We start from the raw sequence: 20358 nt of genomic DNA on the forward strand, positions 1-20358 counted from the left end.
GATGAATGGATGGCTTGGCGGCGTCGACGCCACCTGACGATCGAGTGTAGCCCCATCGCCAACGGGCGGCAGGCGGCCGCGCGCATCGACTTTGGTCGAATAGCGACCAAAGGCGAATAGCGGCGCGCGCCGCAGCATGGCCATGCTCAACTCGACAACCACCGGGGAGAGCCGCATGACCACGCGATACCCAAACCGCTACAAGGCGCTGGCGCTTGGCGTGGCCTGCGCTCTCAGCCTGCCGCTGGCGGCGCATGCGCAAAGCGATACGCGCGAACAACAGCTCGAGCAGCGCGTGGCGCAACTGGAGCAGCAGTTGAACGAGCTGAAGAGCCTGGTGCAGGCGCAGGCCGCGCAGGCGCAAGCCCCGGCCGCGGCCCCGGCGAAGACTGTCGCCGCCGCACCCGCCGCGCACGAGGTGGTGTTGACCACGCCCGGCAACGCGTATGCCAACACCAAGGTGAAGATCGGCGGCTTCATCAAGACCGATTTCATGTCCACCCATACGGATGGCTATCTGGGCGACCAGAACGCGGCGCGCGACTTGTACCTGCCCGGCGCCACGCCGATCGGCGGCAAGTCGGCCAGCTACAGCGATATGCACGCCAAGTTCTCGCGCATCGGCGTGGGCGTGGACAGCCTCACCGACGGCGGCGACAAGGTCGGCGCCTTCCTGGAGTGGGATTTCTTCGGCAACTCGCTGGGCAACGAGAACGCCAGCAACGGCTACGGCCTCACCCTGCGCCACGCCTACCTGTACTGGAACAACTGGCTGGCCGGCCAGACCTGGACCAACTTCATGGACCCGAACGCGCTGCCGGAGGCGGTCGACTTCATCGGCGTCACCGACGGCACCGTGTTCGTGCGCCAGGCGCAGTTGCGCTACACCAGCGGCGGTTTCGCGGTGGCGCTGGAAAATCCGCACACCACGGTCACGCCCTACCAGGGCGGCAGCGCGCAGCTTTCGCCCGACCACAACGTGATGCCCGACCTCACCGCGCGCTACACCTGGAAGGGCGACTGGGGCTTCTTCGGCGTGGCCGGCCTGCTGCGCCAGCTGCGCACCGATGGCCGCAACGACGCGCTGCCCAGCGACACCAGCACCGCCACTGCCGGCGGTGTCAGCGTGATGGGCAAGGCCGTGCTCGGCAGCAACGACGACTTGCGCTACAGCGCCACCGTGGGCAAGGGCATCGGCCGCTACGTGGGCCTGGCGAACTTCGCCGCCGACGGCATGTTGAACGCCGCCAGCGACATCGAGACCCGCCGGGTCTGGGCCGCGTATCTGGCCTGGCACCACGCGTTCGACGACCGCCTGCGGATGAACCTGATGGTGGCGCGCAACGGCATCGACAACGATGTGGCGCTCACCGGCCCGGCAGCCAACCGGCACACCGAAAGCGCGCACGTGAACCTGCTCTATTCGCCCCTGCCCAAGGTGGATCTCGGCGCGGAATACGCCTGGGGTCGCCGCGTGCTGGAGAACAACGACTCGGGCAAACTGCAGCGGCTGCAGTTCACCGCCAAATACTCGTTCTGACCGGCGCCGGCTCGCCGGCGCGCCACTGGCTTTGAACCGATGGCCGTCCACCCGCGAGGGAGGGCGGCGATCCATTACCAAGGGGAGTACAGCATGGCAACCACTGCGATTGACGGGCGTCCCGCGCTCGACGTCAGCCACAAGCGGGTGATCCTGGCATCCAGCCTGGGTACCGTGTTCGAGTGGTACGACTTCTATCTATACGGGTCGTTGGCCGTGATCATCGGCCACCAGTTCTTCTCCGGCCTCAACGAGGCCAGCCAGTTGGTGTTCGCGCTGCTGGCGTTCGCCGCCGGCTTCGCGGTGCGACCGTTCGGCGCGCTGGTGTTCGGCCGGGTCGGTGATCTTGTCGGCCGCAAATACACCTTCCTGATCACCATCGTGATCATGGGCCTGTCCACCTTCTTCGTGGGCCTGTTGCCCAGTTACGGCTCGATCGGCGTGGCCGCACCGGTGATCCTGATCCTGCTGCGCATGCTGCAGGGCCTGGCGCTGGGCGGTGAATACGGCGGCGCCGCCACCTACGTGGCCGAGCATGCGCCGCCGGGGAAACGTGGCCTGTACACCAGTTTCATCCAGATCACCGCCACCTTCGGCCTGTTCCTGTCGCTGCTGGTAATCCTGGGCTGCAAGTGGCTGCTGGGTGACAAGTTCGACGACTGGGGCTGGCGCATTCCGTTCCTGATCTCGTCGCTGCTGCTGATCGTGTCGGTCTACATCCGCCTGCAACTGGCCGAGTCGCCGGTGTTCCAGCAGATGAAGAACGAAGGCAAGACGTCGAAGGCGCCGCTGACCGAATCGTTCGCCCGCTGGGGCAACCTGAAACTGGTGCTGCTGGCCCTGTTCGGCGCCACCGCCGGCCAGGCCGTGGTGTGGTACTGCGGCCAGTTCTACGCGATGTACTTCCTGGGCAGCACGCTGAAGATCGATGCCACCACCACGCAATTGCTGATTGCCGCGGCGCTGTTGATCGGCACCCCGTTTTTCGTGGTGTTCGGCTGGCTGTCCGACAAGATCGGGCGCAAGCCGGTGGTGCTGGCCGGCTGCCTGCTGGCGGCGCTGACGTACTTCCCGATCTTCCAGGGCCTCACCCACTTCGGCAACCCGGCCATCGAGGCGGCCAGCGCCAGCGCCCCGATCACAGTGGTGGCCGACCCCGCCGACTGCCATCTGCAGATCAACCTCACCGGTACCTCGGTGTTCACCAGCTCGTGCGACATCGCCAAGAGCACGCTGGCCAAGCGCGGCGTGCCGTACGCCAACGAGGCGGCAGCGGCCGGCTCGGTGGCGCGGGTGACCGTGGGTGGCGCATCGCTCGACGCGTTCGATGGCTCGACCCTGCCCAAGGCGGAGTTTGCCGCCAAGTCCAAGGCGTTCGCTGCCAGCCTCGGCACCGTGCTGGATCAGGCCGGCTACCCGGCCAAGGCCGCACCGGCCAACAGCAACTATCCGATGCTGATCGTGCTGCTGACCCTGCTGGTGCTGTACGTGACCATGGTCTACGGCCCCATCGCCGCCTGGCTGGTGGAGATGTTCCCCACCAAGATCCGCTACACCTCAATGAGCCTGCCGTACCACATCGGCAACGGCTGGTTCGGCGGCTTCCTGCCCTCGGTGTCGTTCGGCATCGTGGCACTCACCGGCAACATCTACTCGGGCCTGTGGTACCCGGTGGTGATCGCGATGATGACCTTCGTGATCGGCCTGTTCTTCGTGCGTGAAACCAAGGACGTCGACATCACCGCCTGAGCGGTCTGTCGCGGCCACAAAAAAACGCAGCGGCGCGAGCCGCTGCGTTTTCTTTTGCGCCCACCGGTCAGGCGCGCTTGATCAATCCGATGATCACCAGCAACACGATCGCACCGATCATCGCGTACACGATGCTGGTGACGATCGGGCTGCCCAGGCTGAAACCCACGCCCAGCGCCGGCAGCAGCCAGCCGGCCAGGAACGCGCCGATGATGCCGACCACGATATTGCCCAGCAGGCCAAAGCCGAAACCGCGCACGATCAGCCCGGCCAGCCAGCCGGCAACCGCGCCAATGACGAGAAAAATGATCAATCCAGTGGCAGTCATCACGAACTCCTTGATCAGACGAGGCGTTGGATAGCGCGCGATGCCCCGGAACCGCGCCCGCCAAGAGTCAGCGCCCGGGTGTATAGCCGCTGTGAGCACACCCGTCGCCGCAGCGCGTGGCCCTTCGCAAGCGCTGAGACGCCGCCACGCCACACTGCGCCGATGAACGTTCCGCCCGATCGCCGCCCGCTCAAGGGCCGCGGCGCCGCCTCCAATCCCGAAGGACGCTTCGAGAACATCCGCCACCAGGCGGAGGACGACGGCTGGCCGCGCGAACTGCTGGACGAGGAGGCGCCGCGCCCGCGCACCGAAGTCACCGAGGAACGCGCCCGCAGCGTAATCAGCCGCAACGATTCGCCCGACATCGGTTTCAGCCAGGCGATCAACCCGTATCGCGGCTGCGAGCACGGCTGCATTTATTGTTTTGCGCGGCCATCGCACAGCTACCTCAATCTGTCGCCGGGCCTCGATTTCGAAACCCGGCTGCGGGCCAAGAGCAATCTTGCCGAGGTGCTGCGCGGCGAACTGGCAAAGCCGGGTTACGTGGTCAGCCCGATCAATATCGGCAGCAACACCGACCCCTACCAGCCAGTCGAAAAACGCTGGCGACTGACCCGCGCCGCGCTGGAGCTGCTGGCCGAATGCCACCACCCCTGCACCATCGTCACCAAGAACGCGCTGGTGGAACGCGACCTGGACATCCTGGCGCCGATGGCGCGCGAGGGGCTGGTACGGGTGCTCGTCTCGGTCAATTCACTGGACAACCGCCTGGCCGCCAAACTCGAACCACGTGCCAGCGCCCCGCACCGCCGCATCCAGGCGATCGCCGCGCTGCACGCCGCCGGTGTGCCGGTGGGTGTGTTGGTGGCGCCGATCATCCCCGCGCTGAACGATCGCGACATGGAAGCGGTGCTGGCCCAAGCCGCCGCGGCCGGCGCCAGCAGCGCCGGCTACACCACCGTGCGCCTGCCGTGGGAGCTGAAAACCCTGTTCCGCGAATGGCTGGCGCTGCACGTGCCGCAACGCGCCGCCCACGTGATGAGCCTGGTGCAACAGATGAACGGCGGCCGCGACTACGACAGCGACTTCTCCACCCGCATGCACGGCCAGGGCGTGTTCGCCGACCTGCTGCGCACACGCTTCACCGTCGCCTGCCGCAAACACGGCCTGACCCGCGCCCACGACCTGAAACTCGATACCTCGCGCTTCGTGCCGCCACGCAAGGCGTCACCGCAGGGGGAGTTGTTTTGAAGGCCGCGAGTAGGGAATGGAGAACAGGGAATCGGAAGAGCGTCGCTTGGGCGAGGTTTTTGGGGAAGCCCCACCCCTTTGACGGTCTGGAGTGCCTCGAGGTTTCTTTTCCGGCTTCTACCATTCCCTATTCCCTATTCCCCGCTCAATCAATCAGGCGTGCGGTCGGCGGCCCGATCCACCTTGCGGTCGCGCCGCAGCGCGCTGAGGATCAGGCCCGCGCCCAGCACGCCGGCCACGATGATGAACAGTGCGGACAGGATCGGCAGGCCGAACAGGGTGGCGCCGCCCTGGATGCGGGCGGTAAGCGCGGCGCCGATCACCAGCGCGGCCACGATCACGCCGGTGGCGATGCGGTTGGCGATCTTCTGCAGGCTTTCCATCATGCGGGATTCTTCCAGCCCGTCGATGCGCACGCGCAGCCGGTTTTCCGCCAGTGTGCGCAGGATGGCGCCCATGTGCTGAGGTGTGCGACGGGCCAGTTCCTGCAGGTCCAGCCATTCGCTGGCCAGGTTGGCGGGCGACAGCGAACCCAGCGCCTGCCGCCGCATCATCTGCTGCAGGTGTTGCTCGACCACGGCGCGGGTATCCAGCGCCGGGTCGAGCGCGGTGGTGACGGCTTCCAGGTTCAGCAGGGTCTTGCCCAGGATGGTCAGCTCCGGCGGCGGCCGCAGGCCACAGGCGGCGCCCACCCGGGTCAGCTCCAGGATCAGCCGACCTTCGGAGTACTGGCGACTGGCGTCGTGCAAGCCGGCATAGCCGGATACCAGCTGATCCACGCTGCGACGGTATTGGCTGTGGCGAAAATCCTGCAGCGGCGTGCCCATCGCTTCGCTGATTTCGCCCACCTGGTCGCCGTTGCCGCCGATCGCGCCCAGCATCAGCTTCAGCAGGCTGTGCCGCGTATGTGGCGGCAATCGCGCCACCATGCCCAGGTCGAACAGCGCCAACCGCTGGTCGTCCATCAGCAGCACATTGCCCGGGTGCGGGTCGGCATGCACCAGGCCATGCACGAATACCTGGTCGAGATAGGCGCGCAGCAGTTCCTGTGCCTGCTGTTTCAGCGGATGCTCGATGCGCCGCACCGGTGGCACGTGGGTGACCTTGATGCCGTGCACGCGATCCATCGTCAGCACGCGCTCGGTGGTATAGCCGTCCATCGGCTGCGGCACGTACAGGTGGCGGTAGTCGTCCAGGTTGGCGGCGAAGCGGCGCAGGTTGTCCGCCTCCAGCGCAAAGTTGACCTCGTTGGCCAGGCTGTGGCGCAGCTCCTGCACCCAGTCGGCAAAGCCGTAGCGGCGGCCCATGTCGGTGAGGCGGTCGGCGGCGCCGGCCAGCCTGGCCAGGATAGCCAGATCCTCGCGCAGCGTCTGCGCGATGTGCGGACGCTGTACTTTCACCACCACCTCGCGTCCGTCGCGCAAGGTGGCCGCATGCACCTGCGCCATCGAACCGGCGGCCAGCGGCACATCGTCGAAGCTGCCGAACAGCACACCGATGCGCGCGCCCAGCTCCGCCTCGATCACCGCACGCACCTCGGCCACCGGCACCGGCGCCACGTCATCCTGCATCCGTTCCAGCGCCGCCAGATAGGCGGGCGGCACCATGTCCGGCCGCGTCGACAGCGCCTGGCCGATCTTGATGAAGGTGGGGCCCAGTGCCTCCAGGTCGTCCACGAAATGTTCCGGCTGGCCCGGCACCACCGGGTCGGCGTCCTGCGCCAGCGCCACCTCCTGCACATCCAGATCCAGCCCGTTGAACAGGCCCGCCTTGCGATAACGCAACAGGAAAGCGCCGATCTGGGCATACCGCGACAGGCTGGTCGATTCGCTCACACGCGTGCTCCGCTGGTTTGACCCAGCATGCAGAGGCGGCCGGCAAGGAGGCGTCAAGGCGCGCCACATCTTCACGGGGCGGTGATCGCCGCGTCGTTTCAATGATCGTCACTGCAAGATCGCCGTTGCCGCCACCAGCGATCGACCGCCCGGAGAATCCCCCGATGTCCTCATTCGCGCTTTATCTGATCGGCATGATCGTCGTGATCGGCGGCCTCGCCTACGTGGCTTTCCTGATGCACGTGCCCTCGCAGTGGATCATCGCCGGCGCCGTGGTGCTGCTGGGTCTGGGCATCGTGGGCGCGGTTACCCACACGCGTCGGCGCGATCCGCCGGAGTCGTGATCGGATCGCGCCGCGGCTGCCGGCTCAGTTCGTGGCCGGCAGGTATTTCTGAAACCAGCCCAGCGCCCGCTGCAGCACGTCGCGCTGATGCGCGGGGTCGACGAAGTGGTGGCCCTCGTTCGGGTACACCACCAGCGAGGTGGGCACATTCTGCGCGCGCAGCGCGTGCCACATCTCGAACGATTGCGGCGCGGGGCATTCGGCGTCGCGGTCGCCGACCACGATCAGCATCGGCGTCTTCACCTGCTTGATGAAGTTGATCGCCGAGCTCTTCGCGTACACCGCCGGATCGTCGTAGACGGTGGCGCCGAAGAACGGCGGCATCCACTGGTCGATCAGGTTCTGGCCGTAATAGCTCTGCCAGTTGGAGATGCCGGCGCCGGCCACCACTGCGTGGAAGCGCTGGGTCTGGCTGGGCACAAACATGCTCATGAAACCACCATAGCTCCAGCCGGTGAGGCCGAGCCGCTTGTCGTCGACCGGGAGTTTCTTCTCCACCGCATCGACCCCGGCGAGGATGTCGCGCAGGTCGCCGTAACCGAAATCCTTGCGGTTGGCCTGTACGTATTTCTCGCCCTGGCCGAAGCTGCCGCGCGGGTTGGGCATGAACACGAAATAGCCCAGCGCGGAGAACGGCACCGGCCCGTAACCCACGCCCGGCCAGCGCGGGATCACCGCGCTCGACGGGCCGCCATGCACGCTGACGATCATCGGATACGTCTTTTTCGCGTCGTAATGGGCCGGGTACAGCAGCCAGCCCTGCACGTGGAAACCCTCGTTGTCCCACTCCACCGATTCGGCCTTGCCCCAGGTCGGCTTGTGCGCAGCGTTGATCGCCGTGACCGCCGGTGGCGGCATCGTGCTCGAGGTGCCGGCGTGCACTTCCGGTGCGGCGGCGTAAGAGCTCTGCACGAACGCCACGCGTTGCCGGTCGCGCGAAAGCGACATCGCCATGGCCGCGCTGCCGTCGCCGATGCTGGCCGGCAGCGTGAAACGCACCGCCGTCTGGCGCGCGCTGTTGCCATCGACCGCGTAATCCGCCAGCTGGCTTTGCCCGTTGCTGATCTGGCTGACCAGCATCGACTGCGGCCCGGTCCAGGTGAGCCACGCCGGCGTGACGCGAATGCCCGGTGTGAGATTCGTCAGCGTACCGCCGCTGCTGGATACGGCGTAGATGTCGCCGCCGGTGGCGCCCTGGTCGCTCATCAATCCGCCGATGAAGCTGATGCGCGATGCGTCGGGCGACCAGCGCGGCAACGCGATCTGCAAGTTGTGCAGCGAGCCGCTGCGCGCGCTGGCGGGGTCGACCAGCAAGGTGGCGGGCGCATCGGCCCGCGCGGGTTGCACGTAGAGTTTCGCGATCCACCAGTTGTTGTCGCCTGGCGGTTGCGCCGCAGTATAGGCGATGCGCGTGCCATCCGGTGACCAGCTGAATTCGTACGCGTAGATGTTGGCCGGGGTGAGCTCGCGCACTTCGCCTCCGGCCACGGCGACGCTGGCCACGCGTTGCACTTCCGGCCCGCTCACGCCCACTTCGCCCACCGCCGGTTTGGCGGCAGCCACCGCGCTGGCATGGCGGGTGGCGCCGGGCACGTACAGAAAGCCCAGGAATTGGCCGTCCATCGTCCATTGCAGCGCGCGCACGTAGCCGCGCAGTTGCGCCAGCCGGGCCGGGGCGGCTTGGCCGATGGTGTCGGCCAGATACACGTCGTTGTGCATCACCGTGGTGCTGGTGAGATCCACGCTGCAATTGGATACGAACGCGAGATGGCGCGAGTCCGGCGCCCAGGCGATGTCGGATTCCGCGCAATGGCCCGGTTTCGCCGCGGCGCTGACGCGATGTGCACGGCTGCCATCGGCCGCGGCCACGGTGATCGCGGGCTTGCCCTGGTCCTCGGTTACCCACGCCAACTGCCTGCCGTCAGGCGAGATCGCCACCGCGCGGATGGGTTGCACCGCGTCGAGCTGGTGCAGCAAGGATTCGATGCGCGGATCGACCGCGGCGGGCGTTTCCGCAGCGAGCAGGGCGGGCGTCGCCAACGCCAGCAGCAGGGCGGCGCACCAAGGCAGGCACTTGGACATGAGCGACTCCGACGCGGAAGGCGTCGACGCTACAACCGGGGCTGCGCAAAACCCAGTGCATGAAGGCATGTCCGCGAGAGCGCTGGCGTCTAAGCCGCCTTCAATGCGTCGCGGGCGGATGCGTCGCCACCATGGACGCCTGGCGCGCCGCCTTCATCGCGGCCAGTTTGGCGCGGATCGCCGGTACGGCCGCCAATGCTGCTTGCTCGCCGCGCAGGATGGCGCGGTCTTTCTGGGTGAAATCCGCGGCGCCGATGCCGTCCAGTTTGGGGTGGATCACCATGTCGGCGCGGGCCAGTTCCTGCTCGCCGAGCTGGCGGCCCATGATGGAGATGGATTTGCCGATGACGTCCAGCATGCCGTCGGGGCTGCTGCGGTCCGGTGGCGCCGAGATGTCCACCGCGATGACGAAGTCCGCGCCCAGCCCGCGCGCGGCATCCACCGGCACCGGGCTGACCACGCCGCCGTCGACGTAATGCTTGCCGTCGATGGCGGTGGGTTCGAACACGCCGGGCACGCTGCTGGAGGCGCGCACGGCCTGGCCGGTATTGCCCAGCACGAACACGGTGCGCTGCCCGCTTTCCAGTTGCGTGGCCACCGCGGCAAAGGGCAGTTGCAGGCGCTCGATCGGCCGGTTGCCCACTTCCTTGTTGATGTAATCCTGCAGCTTGCGGCCCTGCACCAGTCCGCCGGAAAACAGCCGCACGTCGCGGATTGACGCTTCATCCAGCGAGAGCGCCGCCTGCTGCAACTGGAACGGGTTCATGCCGCTGGCATACAGCGCGCCGACCACGCTGCCGGCGCTGGTGCCGGCCACCACCTCGGCGTGGATGCCGCTGGCCTCCAGCATCTTGATCACGCCGATATGCGCAAACCCGCGCGCCGCGCCGCCGCCCAGTGCCAGTCCGATCTTCAGCTTCACCGGCGCGGGGGCGGCCAGTGTGGGTGGAATGTCGGGCTTGCGCGATGCGAAACAGGCGCTCAGGGCGAGCGAAGCCAGCACGGGCAACAAGAAGCGGGTGCGATAAAACAACATGGTTCGGCCAGAAGGTGGCAGTACGACGAGTGTAGGGCACAACAATCGTGCCGAAAAATTGCCCGCGCGCGCGATGCGGCCAGCTTGCACCCACTCCCGGGCAGGCGATACTGACCCTCCCCACGACGCGCAGGCCCCACCTGCCGTCCACCCGAGCCGGAGTCGCCGTGGCAACGCACACCCAACTGACCGCCCAATGGCACGACTGGATCGTCGAAAACCTGGCCCGCGGCTGCGCCGTGCAGGCGCTGGTGGAAGACATGTGCCGCAGCGGCTTCGACGCCACCTTCGCCCATGCCGCGGTGGAAGCCCTGGCCCGAGGCGAGCAGCCGCCCGCCGCCAGACCGCTGAAAGCGCAAACCATCGCCTATGTCGCGGACGCGCCGCGACTGCCGGCGGGCAATGTCATCCCCACCCATGATCGCGACGTCCGCGTGCTGCTGCGCGTGGCGGCGCCCACCATCGCCGTGCTCGACCAGGTGCTCAGCGACGAGGAATGCGACGAGCTGATCCGCCGCTCCGCCGACAAGCTGCAGCGATCGACCACGGTCGATCCGGTCAACGGCGGCTACGAGGTGATCGCCGCGCGCAGCAGTGAGGGCACCTTCTTCCCCGTCAACGCGGACGACTTCATCGCACGGCTCGATCGCCGCATTGCCGAATTGATGAACTGCCCGGTGGAAAACGGCGAAGGCCTGCAGGTGCTGCACTACGGCGAAGGCGGCGAATACCAGCCGCATTTCGACTACTTCTCGCCCGGCGACCCTGGCAGCGAGGCGCAGATGGCGGTCGGCGGCCAGCGCGTGTCCACCTTGCTGATCTACCTCAACGACGTGGCGCAGGGCGGCGCCACCGTGTTCCCCACGCTGGGCCTGCGGGTGCTGCCGAAGAAAGGTATGGCCGTCTATTTCGAATACAGCAACCGCGCCGGCCAGGTCGACCCGCTGACCCTGCACGGCGGCGAGCCGGTGGAAAAAGGCGAGAAGTGGATCATCACCAAATGGATGCGCCAGCGCAGCTACGGGTTGGCGGCGCCAGCCGAGCCTTGATTCCCTTCCCCCGCAAGCGGCGGGAAGGAACAACATGTCGCCGCACGATCCCTCGCGACCATCCCTGCTGACACGACGTTGGCAGTAGCGCCAGCCCATCCTGTCACTCCAGCAGAGGAGGGCGAGGGTATGCGCGATACGGTTTACTTCCTGGTGTTCGAGGGTTTTGCCGACTGGCAGGCGGCGCTGGCGTTGTGCGAGATCCGCCGCCCCGGCGACTGGCTGGTGCGGACTGCGGGCTTCTCGTCCGCGGCGGTGGTGTCGATGGGCGGCCTCACGGTCTCACCCGACGTGACCCTGGCGCAGATCGATGTGGAACGCGCCGCCTTGCTGGTCGTGCCCGGCGGGCACCTGTGGCAGCGCGGCGACGGTGACGCGGCGGTGGCGGCGATCCGCCGTGTCCATGATGGCGGTGCGCCGGTGGCCGCGATCGACAGCGGCGTGCTGGCACTGGCACGCAGCGGCCTGCTCGATGGCTGCCGGCACACCGGCAACTGGGCCGGCCACATCGACCGCCACGTGCCGACGTATGCAGGCGCCACGCAATACGACGCCGGCGTGCTGGCGGTGAGCGATGGCGGCGTCATCACCGCCAGCCACCTGGGCAGCGTGGAGTTTGCGCGCGAGGTGATCCACACGCTGGATCTGTACAGCGCCAGCGACCGTGAACTCTGGTACCGCCTGTTCAAGCACGCGCAAATGCCGCCGTGGTGCGTGGGCGACGTCGCCGCCGCGGCGTGAGGGCGCCGCCATGAAACCGCTCTTTCAACGTCTGCTGACGGCGTACCAGCCGTTGCGACAACGCGGTCTGCTGCTGGATGGCCGGCAGCCCGCGGGCACCGCGCCGCCTGTCGTCGCCGCACGGCGTCCGCGCATCACGCTGGCGGCGCTGACCGGCTTGCGTCACTTTCTTTTTCCCCCGGAAGACTCACCATGACCCATACCTTTCACGGCAGCTGCCATTGCGGCGCGGTACGTTTCGAAGCCGATATCGACCTGGCCGCGGGCACTGGCCGCTGCAACTGTTCGATCTGCACCAAGACGCGCCACTGGGGCGCCATCGTGCGGCCCGATGCCTTCCGCCTGCTGGCCGGCGAGGCGGCGTTGTCGGATTACCAGTTCAACACGCAGAGCGCGCATCACCTGTTCTGCAAACACTGTGGCGTGCGGCCGTTCGGTCGAGGATTTATCGAGGCGATCGGTGGCGACTACGTGTCGATCAACCTGGCCTGCCTCGACGACGTCGAACCGCAGCAACTGATCGATGCGCCGCTGCACTTCGCCGACGGCCGCCACAACAACTGGATGTCGCCGCCCGCCGAAACGCGGCACCTCTGAAACACCCTTCGCCCATCAGGAGAGCGCCATGAGCAAGCCCCACGTCAGCTTCTTCCATTCGCCGCAAAGCCGTTCCGCCGGCACCCGCGCCCTGCTCGAAGAACTTGGTGCCGACTACGAGCTGCACCCGCTCAACCTGAAAAACGGCGAGCAACGCCAGGATGCCTATCTGGCGATCAACCCGATGGGCAAGGTGCCGGCGATCCACCACAACGGCGCGCTGGTCACCGAGCAACCGGCGGTGTTCATCTACCTGGGCGACCTCTACGCCGACGCCGGGCTGGCGCCGTCCATCGGCGATCCGTTGCGCGGGCCGTATCTGCGCTGGCTGGTGTTCTACGGCTCCTGCTTCGAGCCGGCGGTGACCGACAAATCGATGCAACGCGAGCCGGCGTCGCCCTCGACCTGCGGCTATGGCGATTACGACACCATGCTGAAGACACTCACCGACCAGCTCGAGAAGGGCCCTTGGCTGCTGGGCGAGACGTTCAGCACCGCCGACGTGTTGTGGGGCACCGCGTTGAACTGGACCACCATGTTCAAGCTGGTGCCGGAGTTGCCGGTGATCCGCGCCTACATCGACCGCGTGTTGGCACGTCCGGGCGTGCAGCGCGCCGCGGCGCTGGACGCCGAGCTGGTCGCGGCGCAATCGGCGTAGGAACAACCGGAGCAAGGCGCAGATGGCCACCGTGCTCTCCAGCCCGCCTCCCCCGGTGTTGCCGGGGGAGAGGGCTTCAAATGCATGCTTCCCGTGACATTCGACGCTTTTCCCCATCGCCGGTCTCGGCGATGATGGCTGGATGCGCCGTGCCGATCGCCTGTTCCTCATCATCCACGCCCTGCGCGGTCGCCGCACCGCGCTGCAGGCGCGCCAGCTGGCGGAGACGCTGGACGTGTCGGTGCGCACGGTCTACCGCGACGTGGCCGACCTGCAGTTGTCCGGCGTGCCGATCGAGGGCGAGGCCGGCGTGGGTTACGTGCTGCGCAAGGGCTCGGATATCCCGCCGCTGATGTTCAACGCCGACGAACTCGAATCGCTGGTGGTGGGCACGCGCTTCGTGCGCGCGTTTGCCGGCGCGCGGCTGGCCGCGGGGGCGCAGGCCGCGCTGTTGAAGATCGAGGCGGTATTGCCGCCGGACCTGCGCGAGCGCTCCAGCCGCACGCCCATCTTCGCGCCGACCTGGCGCGACGAGAAAACCCTCGCCTTTGCCGCCCGCATCGACCAATTGCACGCGGCCATCGGCGGCAACCGCGTGCTGGAGCTGGGCTATCGCGACGAAGCCGGCAACCCCAGCACGCGGGAGATCGAGCCGCTGTGCCTGGCGTTCTGGGGCGGCAAGTGGACGCTGGGTGCGTGGTGCCGCCTGCGCGACAGCTTCCGCAGTTTCCGGCCCGACCGGATCGATGATTTCCGTGAAACCGGTGAGCTGTTCGACGAAGTCGCCGGCCGCAACCTGGATGCCTACCTGCAGGCGATGCGCGGTCATTACACGGTTATCGACTAGCCGCGGTTCGGGCGCCCGCAGCGGCATCGCCCTTCTCCATCACACGGTACCCATCCATCGGCACGGTGCCATCACGGCGTTCGGTGCGATGATCGGCGGATATTTTTCGTGGAGACCGTGATGATCCGTTGTTGGCGTTACCTGCTGCTGGCGGGCCTGGCGTGCAGCGCTTTGGCGCATGCCGGCACGGCCGATGACCGCTTTCGCGCGATCTACCAGCAGGAATGGTCGTGGCGCATCGGGCAGGCCGGCATCGTCGCGTCGGGCGAACCGCAACCCAACAACGGCCGGCTCGATACGGTCGACGCGGCCAGCCAGCAGCAGCGGCTGGATTACTGGCAGGACGTGCTCAAGCAGCTGGACGGCGTCGACGCGACCGCGCTGTCGCGCGCCAACCAGGTGAACTACGCGATCTATCGCGACCAGATCAGCAACTTCGTCGCCAACCAGCGCTTCAAGAACTGGCAGATGCCGTTCAACAGCGACTCGGCGTTCTGGTCGGACATCGGCTACGACCTGGGCAGCGACCGGCTGCGCACGGTGGAGGATTACCGCATCTACCTCGACCGGCTGGGCCAGATCCCGGCGTATTTCGACCAGCAGATCGCGAACATGCGCGCCGGCCTGAAGCGCGGTTTTTCCGTGCCGCGCGCCGTGCTGGACGGGCGCGACGCATCGATCGCCGCCGTGGCCGAGCTGACCGACCCCACCCAGGCCAGCCTCTACGCGCCGTTCCTGCACCTGCCGGCCACGTTGCCGGCCGAGCAGGCGCAGGCCATGCAGGGCAAGGCCTTGCAGCGCATCCGCGATGACGTGATCCCCGCCTACGCCAAGCTGCTGGCGTTTTTCCGCGACGAATACGTGCCGCAGGCGCGCACCACGCTGGCGGCCGAGGCGCTGCCCGACGGCAAGGCGTTCTATCGCCAGCAGATCCACGAATACACCACGCTCGACCTCGGCCCCGACGCGATCCACCAGATCGGCCTGGACGAGGTGGCGAAGCTGCACGCGCAGATGCTGGAGGTGATGAAGGAAAGCGGTTTCCAGGGCGATTTCCCCGCGTTCCTGCACTTCCTGCGCACCGACCCGCGCTTCTATGCCAAGACGCCGGAAGAGTTGCTGATGCGCAGCGCCTGGGTGGCCAAGGAAGTGGACGGCCAATTGCCGCGGCTGTTCGGCCACCTGCCGCGCGCGCGCTTCACCATCGTGCCGGTGCCGGCAGCCATCGCGCCGTACTACACCTCCGGCCGCGGCGACGCGAACGAGTACATGGTCAACACCTACGACCTGCCGTCGCGGCCGCTGTACAACATGCCGGCGTTGACCCTGCACGAGTCCTACCCCGGCCACGCGCTGCAACTGGAACTGGCCGAAGAGAACCCCGATCAGCCCGCGTTCCGCCGCGACAGCTACATCTCCGCCTATGGCGAGGGCTGGGGCCTGTATTCGGAATACCTTGGTAACGAGATGGGCATCTACAAGACGCCGTACCAGAAGTTCGGTTACCTCACCTACCAGATGTGGCGGGCCTGCCGGCTGGTGGTCGATACCGGCATCCATCACCTGGGCTGGACCCGCCAGCAGGCGATCGATTACCTCACCGTCAACACCGCGCTGTCGGCCCGCGAGATCGCCAACGAAGTGGACCGCTACATCAGCTGGCCCGGCCAGGCGCTGTCGTACGAGCTGGGCTACCTGAAAATCCGCGAGCTGCGCGCCAGGGCGGAGAAGGCGCTCGGCGCGAAATTCGATGTCCGCCACTTCCACGACACGGTGCTTTCCACCGGTTCGGTGCCGCTGCCGTTGCTGGAGCAGCGCATCGACCGCTTCATCGCCGAAGGTGGGCCGGAGCCGGATTACGGCTGCGCCTGCGCCAGAAAGGGCGATGCGAAGCGTTCAGGCCAGTAACGCCCATCCTGACAACTGCCGTCCCAATAACTGCCGGCATGTAGTAATATTTGATGCAACTTCACAGGGAGAGTAAGCGCATGACGGCTCATTCGACCCGCATCGCCGAAGCCGCGCCCCGCTACACCTCGCCGGATACGCTTGCCGATCCGGCGCTGCGCGCGTTCTTCAACCTCACCGAACAGTGGAAGCTGCGCATCGCCGACCAGCGCAAGCTGCTGGGCGATCCGCCGGAGTCCACCTTCTACAAGTGGAAGCGCCAGCAGGGCGGCAGCCTGGGGCGCGACACGCTGGAGCGGATCAGCTACCTGCTGGGCATCTGGAAGTCGCTGCAGATCCTGTTTCCCGACCCGGCCCAGGCCGATACCTGGCTGCACCAGCCGAACACGGCACCGCTGTTCGGTGGCCATTCCGCCATGGAGCGCATGTTGTCGGGCAACGTGGCCGACCTGTACGTGGTGCGCCAGTACCTGGACGCGCAGCGCGGTTGAGCAAAGTGCAGATGATGGTCGCGCGCGGCGAGACGAACGCGCGGCATGCTTTTGTCCCTCCCCCGCGAAGCAGGGGAGGGAGCACATCCTGGAGCTTTGATGCCGACCGATCTGCCACCCGTCAAACGCATCCGCTGGAGCCGCGCCTGGCGCATCGTGCCCAGCCGTTTTCCGCCGGTAGGCGTGTACGACCGCATCGCGGACCCGGCTGATATCGATGCGCTGTTCGCGATCGAGGCGCTGACCAATCCGCGCCTGCGCGAGGAGGCCGACGCGTTGAAGCTGGTGCCCAGGGAGCGGCGCCTCAGCGGCCCGGGCGCCACCCCGGTGATGGCCGCGTTCACCCATCTCAATCCCGAAGGCAGCCGGTTTTCCGATGGCACCTGGGGCGTGTTCTATGCCGCCCACAGCGTGGCCACGGCGGTGGAGGAAACCGTCTATCACCGCGAACGCTTCCTGGCCGCCACCGCCCAGCCCGCCGCCGACATCCAGATGCGCTGCTATCGCACCAGCGTGGACGGCAAGCTGTATGACCTGCGTGGTGGCTGGGCCGCGGCGCAGGCGCCGGACAGCTACGCGGCCAGCGTGGCGCTGGCCCGCGAGCTGCGGGCCGCGGGTGCCAATGGCGTGGTCTACGACAGCGCGCGCGACAGCGGTGGCGAATGCCTGGCTGCGTTCTACCCGGATGTGGTGGCGCCCTGCGTGCAGGCGCAGCACCTGGTCTATCGCTGGGATGGCACCCGCATCGCGCAGGTGCTGGAGGTGAGTGAAGTCAAACGGTCGAGCCTGGACAAACCGTAGGGGCGACTCGCCGTCTTCCGGGCGCAGGCCCGGCTGGCTACAGCTTGTCGAATTCCCGCTTCAGGTCGTAACCCTTGTCGGTGACGATGCGCTCCAGTGTCTGTACGCGCTGCTCCAGCGTGTTCATGCGCGCCTGGTATTGCGGATCTTCGCGCGGCTGGGTGTGCTTGAAGCGCAGGTGGTCGCGGAAGATGCGCGCGCCGAGGACGACGATGATGATGCAGAGGATAAAAAATTGACCGTTGTCCATCGTTGATTCCTAGGATTCCAGATCGCGAAACTGGCGATCGAGGTCGTACCGACTCGAGGTGACGTAGCCTTCCATGTGCTGCAGTTTCATGTCCAGCTCGCGGAAGCGGTGGCGCACGTCGCGAAAGGTGTCACCCGCCGAGCGCCGCACGCTGCGCCAGTACTCCTCGTCGGCGTCCCAGTCGTAGAGTGCCTCCGGCTTGGTCGGCAGCACGAAGCCCAGCACCAGGTACGCCGCCAGCGTCACCACGTTGAACCACAGCAGCGCGACGATCGCCAGGCCCCGCACGAGGGTGACGTTCCAGCCGAAGTAATCGGCCAGGCCCGCGCACACGCCCATCAGCTTGCCGTGGCCTGGGTCACGATAGAAGCGCTGCGCGCGCCAGTTGCCGTCGTGTCTCATGGCTCGGCCCGGTGGCGTGGCTGCCAGCAGCTGCGCTCGTCGCCGCGGCCGCAATAGCGCAGCGGCCGCTGCGGCATGACCATCGCGGCGACCACGTAGGCCACCACGGTGGACATCGGGAAGCACCAGAGCAGCACCAGCGCCCCGATGCGGGTCAGCCATGCCGGCCAGCCGAAACCCTCCGCGATGCCCGCGCACACGCCAAAGATCAGGCCGCGTTCCGAGTCGCGGTGGAGTCGGCGCTGATGATAGTCGTCCGTTGAACCGTTCATGCCTTGTCTCTCCAGTTGGGTACTTCGGTATCCAGGATGGTCTCCAGCGTCTTCACGCGGCCCTCCATCCGGTTGGCGAGCTGCCACAGATCCGACAGCATTTTTTCGTCTTCGCGGGTCAGGCACTGGGCGCGTCGGCGCTGGGTCGTGTAGTGCAGGATCAGCCACAGCGGCGCGACGAAAATGCAGAACATGGCGAAGATGGCGGTAACGTCCATGTCGCGTTACTCCTTGGCGGCTGCTGTCTCCGAGCCCATCCGTTCCTTCAGCGCGGCCAGTTCGGCCTCGACGTGGTCGTTGGTTTCCAGGTCGGCGAATTCGCGGTCAAGGTCGCGCTGCTTGCCCAAGTCGTAGGCTTCGACGCGGCCTTCCATGTGCTCCAGCTTGCGCTCGTAATGCTCGAAGCGGCCCAGCGCGTTGTTGATGCGCTCGTCATGGGTGCGGCTGCGCGCCTTCAGGCGGTTGGCCGCCGTGTGGTGGCGCAGCTCGAACGATTTCTGCCGATGCTTGGCATCGGCCAGCTTGCCCTGCAGCGCGGCGATGTCGTCATTGAGCTTGGCCAGGCCCAGCTCGACTTCGTGGCATTGCCCCTGCAGCGCCTCGCGCGCCGTGTCCGTGTGTTTCTTCTCGACCAGCGCGGCCTTGGCCAGGTCATCGCGACCCTTGTTGATGGCCAGCTCGGCGCGGCGCTGCCACTCGTCGGACTCGCGCCGGGCGTATTCCACGCGCCGCTCCAGTTCCTTGCGGTCGGCGATGGCGCGCGCCGCGGCGGAGCGCACCTCCACCAGCGTGTCCTCCATCTCCTGGATGATCAGCCGCACCACCTTTTCCGGTTCTTCGGCCTTGTCCAGCATCGCGTTGATGTTGGAGTTGATGATGTCGCTCATTCTCGAAAAAACGCCCATGTCTGCTTGCCTCGTGATGGTGAAGGGGCCACGAAGTGTCTAGAGCACGGGTCGTGCCAAACCGGCGCATGCGTTCAAGTTATTGATAGATCGAAACTTGTGGCTTCGAGGCTGAAAGTGGGCGTCATCTGAGTCGGTTCTATCGACCGATATATGGTTATATTCACCAATACTGAGCGAAAACGAACCATCAGGCGCGCTGCCTCGCTTCGAGTGATGCCCCATGCCAGATCCGCGTCCATCGGGTACCGAAACCACCGCCATGCTGGGCGAGTCCACGGCGTTCCTGGACTTGCTGGAACACACCTCGCGGGTGGCGGCGGTGAACAAGCCGGTGCTGGTGATCGGCGAGCGCGGCACCGGCAAGGAGTTGATCGCGGCGCGGCTGCATTACCTGTCGCCGCGCTGGGAGGCGCCGCTGGTCAAGCTCAACTGCGCGACTTTGACCGAGGCGTTGCTCGAAACCGAGCTGTTCGGCCACGAGGCGGGCGCATTCACCGGCGCCAGCCGCCGCCACATCGGCCGTTTCGAGCAGGCCCATGGCGGCACGCTGTTTCTCGACGAGCTGGCCACGGTCTCCCTGCGCGTGCAGGAAAAGATCCTGCGCGCGGTCGAGTACGGCCAGTTCGAACGCGTCGGCGGCAGCGAGACGCTGAGCGTGGACGTGCGCATCGTGGGCGCCACCAACGGCGACCTGCCCGCCGCCGTGCGCGCCGGAACGTTTCGCGCCGACCTGCTCGACCGGCTGGCGTTCGACGTGCTGACGGTGCCTCCGCTGCGCGCACGCACGGGCGATGTGATGCAGCTGGCCGAGCATTTCGCCGTCAACATCAGCCGCGAGCTGGGGCGGGACCTGTTCGCCGGCTTCAGCGAATCCGCCCGCGCCGCGCTGGTGCGCTACCCGTGGCCGGGCAATGTGCGTGAGCTGAAGAACGTGGTCGAGCGATCCGTGCACCGCACGCCGGCCGACGAGCCGGTCGACACCATCGTTTTCGATCCCTTCGCTTCCGCGTTCCGGCCAGCGGTCGAAACCGCACCGGACGCGGAGCAGGGGACGCCGCCGGAACAGGCCTCGATCCGGCTTCCCTGCGATATCAAGACGGAATTGGCGCGGCTGGAAATCGATCTGGTGCAGCGCGCGCTGGTCGAAGCGCGCCACAACCAGGTCGAAGCCGCGCCGCTGCTGGGACTCGGCTACCACCAGTTGCGCGCGTTGCTGCGCAAGCACGGCATGGTGAAATCGCGCCGTCGGCGCGAGGGTCCGTAAAGCGG

At 66.8% G+C, this 20358-nt stretch carries 23 protein-coding genes; 14 read left to right on the forward strand and 9 right to left on the reverse strand.

What is annotated here, in order from left to right; genetic code table 11:
* The first annotated feature begins 175 nt into the window (after window positions 1-175).
* Both ASD68_RS12100 and ASD68_RS12105 read left to right on the forward strand, forming a co-directional pair.
* Window positions 176-1540: a DcaP family trimeric outer membrane transporter gene (locus ASD68_RS12100; protein WP_056607075.1), complete on the forward strand. Its 1365-nt coding sequence runs from the start codon at window positions 176-178 to the stop codon at window positions 1538-1540.
* Between the two features lie 93 nt (window positions 1541-1633).
* On the forward strand, window positions 1634-3289 hold the full coding sequence (locus ASD68_RS12105) for an MFS transporter (protein ID WP_056607078.1): 1656 nt from the start codon (window positions 1634-1636) through the stop codon (window positions 3287-3289).
* A 67-nt stretch (window positions 3290-3356) separates the two neighbouring features.
* Here the strand turns inward: ASD68_RS12105 and ASD68_RS12110 are convergent, their stop codons facing one another.
* On the reverse strand, window positions 3357-3617 hold the full coding sequence (locus ASD68_RS12110; RefSeq protein WP_056083492.1) for a GlsB/YeaQ/YmgE family stress response membrane protein: 261 nt from the start codon (window positions 3615-3617) through the stop codon (window positions 3357-3359).
* A 162-nt stretch (window positions 3618-3779) separates the two neighbouring features.
* Here ASD68_RS12110 and ASD68_RS12115 point away from each other — a divergent pair, with 162 nt between their 5' ends.
* Complete coding sequence (locus tag ASD68_RS12115; protein ID WP_056607081.1) at window positions 3780-4868, forward strand: PA0069 family radical SAM protein; 1089 nt, start codon at window positions 3780-3782, stop codon at window positions 4866-4868.
* Between the two features lie 149 nt (window positions 4869-5017).
* On the opposite strand, the gene ASD68_RS12120 is transcribed toward ASD68_RS12115, so the two are convergent.
* The gene (locus ASD68_RS12120; protein ID WP_056607084.1) at window positions 5018-6703 is read right to left on the reverse strand and encodes an AarF/UbiB family protein; all 1686 of its coding nucleotides are present in this window, start codon (window positions 6701-6703) and stop codon (window positions 5018-5020) included.
* A gap of 164 nt (window positions 6704-6867) precedes the next feature.
* Here ASD68_RS12120 and ASD68_RS12125 point away from each other — a divergent pair, with 164 nt between their 5' ends.
* On the forward strand, window positions 6868-7047 hold the full coding sequence (locus tag ASD68_RS12125; RefSeq protein WP_056607088.1) for a hypothetical protein: 180 nt from the start codon (window positions 6868-6870) through the stop codon (window positions 7045-7047).
* Between the two features lie 24 nt (window positions 7048-7071).
* On the opposite strand, the gene ASD68_RS12130 is transcribed toward ASD68_RS12125, so the two are convergent.
* Together ASD68_RS12130 and ASD68_RS12135 are read right to left on the reverse strand one after the other, a co-directional pair.
* Window positions 7072-9129, reverse strand: coding sequence for a S9 family peptidase (locus ASD68_RS12130; protein ID WP_056607093.1), 2058 nt, complete (start codon window positions 9127-9129; stop codon window positions 7072-7074).
* A 100-nt stretch (window positions 9130-9229) separates the two neighbouring features.
* Window positions 9230-10165, reverse strand: coding sequence for a patatin-like phospholipase family protein (locus ASD68_RS12135; RefSeq protein WP_056607095.1), 936 nt, complete (start codon window positions 10163-10165; stop codon window positions 9230-9232).
* Window positions 10166-10332: 167 nt separating this feature from the next.
* On the opposite strand from ASD68_RS12135, the gene ASD68_RS12140 reads away from it, so the two are divergent.
* The 9 genes from ASD68_RS12140 (at window position 10333) to ASD68_RS12175 (ending at window position 17257) form a co-directional block, all read left to right on the forward strand.
* A complete protein-coding gene (locus tag ASD68_RS12140; protein ID WP_056607098.1) occupies window positions 10333-11214 on the forward strand; it encodes a 2OG-Fe(II) oxygenase in 882 nt (293 codons plus the stop codon).
* Window positions 11215-11343: 129 nt separating this feature from the next.
* Complete coding sequence (locus ASD68_RS12145; RefSeq protein ID WP_056607101.1) at window positions 11344-11955, forward strand: DJ-1/PfpI family protein; 612 nt, start codon at window positions 11344-11346, stop codon at window positions 11953-11955.
* 10 nt (window positions 11956-11965) lie between these two features.
* On the forward strand, window positions 11966-12151 hold the full coding sequence (locus ASD68_RS16880) for a hypothetical protein (RefSeq protein ID WP_156458389.1): 186 nt from the start codon (window positions 11966-11968) through the stop codon (window positions 12149-12151).
* Window positions 12148-12552: a GFA family protein gene (locus tag ASD68_RS12150; protein ID WP_056083520.1), complete on the forward strand. Its 405-nt coding sequence runs from the start codon at window positions 12148-12150 to the stop codon at window positions 12550-12552. The genes ASD68_RS16880 and ASD68_RS12150 overlap by 4 nt, the downstream gene beginning before the upstream one ends.
* 28 nt (window positions 12553-12580) lie before the next feature.
* Entirely contained in the window at window positions 12581-13210 is a 630-nt protein-coding gene (locus tag ASD68_RS12155) for a glutathione S-transferase family protein (RefSeq protein ID WP_056083522.1), read from the forward strand.
* A 142-nt stretch (window positions 13211-13352) separates the two neighbouring features.
* The gene (locus ASD68_RS12160) at window positions 13353-14057 is read left to right on the forward strand and encodes a YafY family protein (protein WP_007082447.1); all 705 of its coding nucleotides are present in this window, start codon (window positions 13353-13355) and stop codon (window positions 14055-14057) included.
* Between the two features lie 120 nt (window positions 14058-14177).
* Entirely contained in the window at window positions 14178-15965 is a 1788-nt protein-coding gene (locus ASD68_RS12165; RefSeq protein WP_056607104.1) for a DUF885 family protein, read from the forward strand.
* An 80-nt stretch (window positions 15966-16045) separates the two neighbouring features.
* Entirely contained in the window at window positions 16046-16456 is a 411-nt protein-coding gene (locus ASD68_RS12170; RefSeq protein WP_056083525.1) for an MbcA/ParS/Xre antitoxin family protein, read from the forward strand.
* A 99-nt stretch (window positions 16457-16555) separates the two neighbouring features.
* The gene (locus tag ASD68_RS12175) at window positions 16556-17257 is read left to right on the forward strand and encodes an RES family NAD+ phosphorylase (RefSeq protein WP_056083528.1); all 702 of its coding nucleotides are present in this window, start codon (window positions 16556-16558) and stop codon (window positions 17255-17257) included.
* 37 nt (window positions 17258-17294) lie between these two features.
* On the opposite strand, the gene ASD68_RS12180 is transcribed toward ASD68_RS12175, so the two are convergent.
* From ASD68_RS12180 to pspA, 5 genes are read right to left on the reverse strand one after another with little or no spacing between them, the layout of a single operon-like run.
* Window positions 17295-17507, reverse strand: a complete 213-nt coding sequence (locus ASD68_RS12180; RefSeq protein WP_056083530.1) for a hypothetical protein — start codon at window positions 17505-17507, stop codon at window positions 17295-17297.
* Window positions 17508-17516: 9 nt separating this feature from the next.
* A complete protein-coding gene (pspC, locus tag ASD68_RS12185) occupies window positions 17517-17909 on the reverse strand; it encodes an envelope stress response membrane protein PspC (RefSeq protein ID WP_056083533.1) in 393 nt (130 codons plus the stop codon).
* Entirely contained in the window at window positions 17906-18181 is a 276-nt protein-coding gene (locus ASD68_RS12190; RefSeq protein ID WP_056607107.1) for a PspC domain-containing protein, read from the reverse strand. The genes pspC and ASD68_RS12190 overlap by 4 nt, the downstream gene beginning before the upstream one ends.
* Window positions 18178-18399: an envelope stress response membrane protein PspB gene (gene pspB, locus ASD68_RS12195; protein ID WP_056083539.1), complete on the reverse strand. Its 222-nt coding sequence runs from the start codon at window positions 18397-18399 to the stop codon at window positions 18178-18180. The genes ASD68_RS12190 and pspB overlap by 4 nt, the downstream gene beginning before the upstream one ends.
* A 6-nt stretch (window positions 18400-18405) precedes the next feature.
* Window positions 18406-19086 (reverse strand): phage shock protein PspA, encoded by a 681-nt coding sequence (gene pspA, locus ASD68_RS12200; RefSeq protein ID WP_056607108.1) that lies wholly within the window; start codon window positions 19084-19086, stop codon window positions 18406-18408.
* Between the two features lie 223 nt (window positions 19087-19309).
* Between pspA and pspF the strand changes: the two genes are divergently transcribed.
* Window positions 19310-20353, forward strand: coding sequence for a phage shock protein operon transcriptional activator (pspF, locus tag ASD68_RS12205; RefSeq protein ID WP_056607111.1), 1044 nt, complete (start codon window positions 19310-19312; stop codon window positions 20351-20353).
* Window positions 20354-20358: the final 5 nt, after the last annotated feature.

It is taken from the genome of Rhodanobacter sp. Root627, from assembly GCF_001427835.1.
Taxonomy (GTDB): Bacteria; Pseudomonadota; Gammaproteobacteria; order Xanthomonadales; family Rhodanobacteraceae; genus Rhodanobacter; species Rhodanobacter ginsenosidimutans.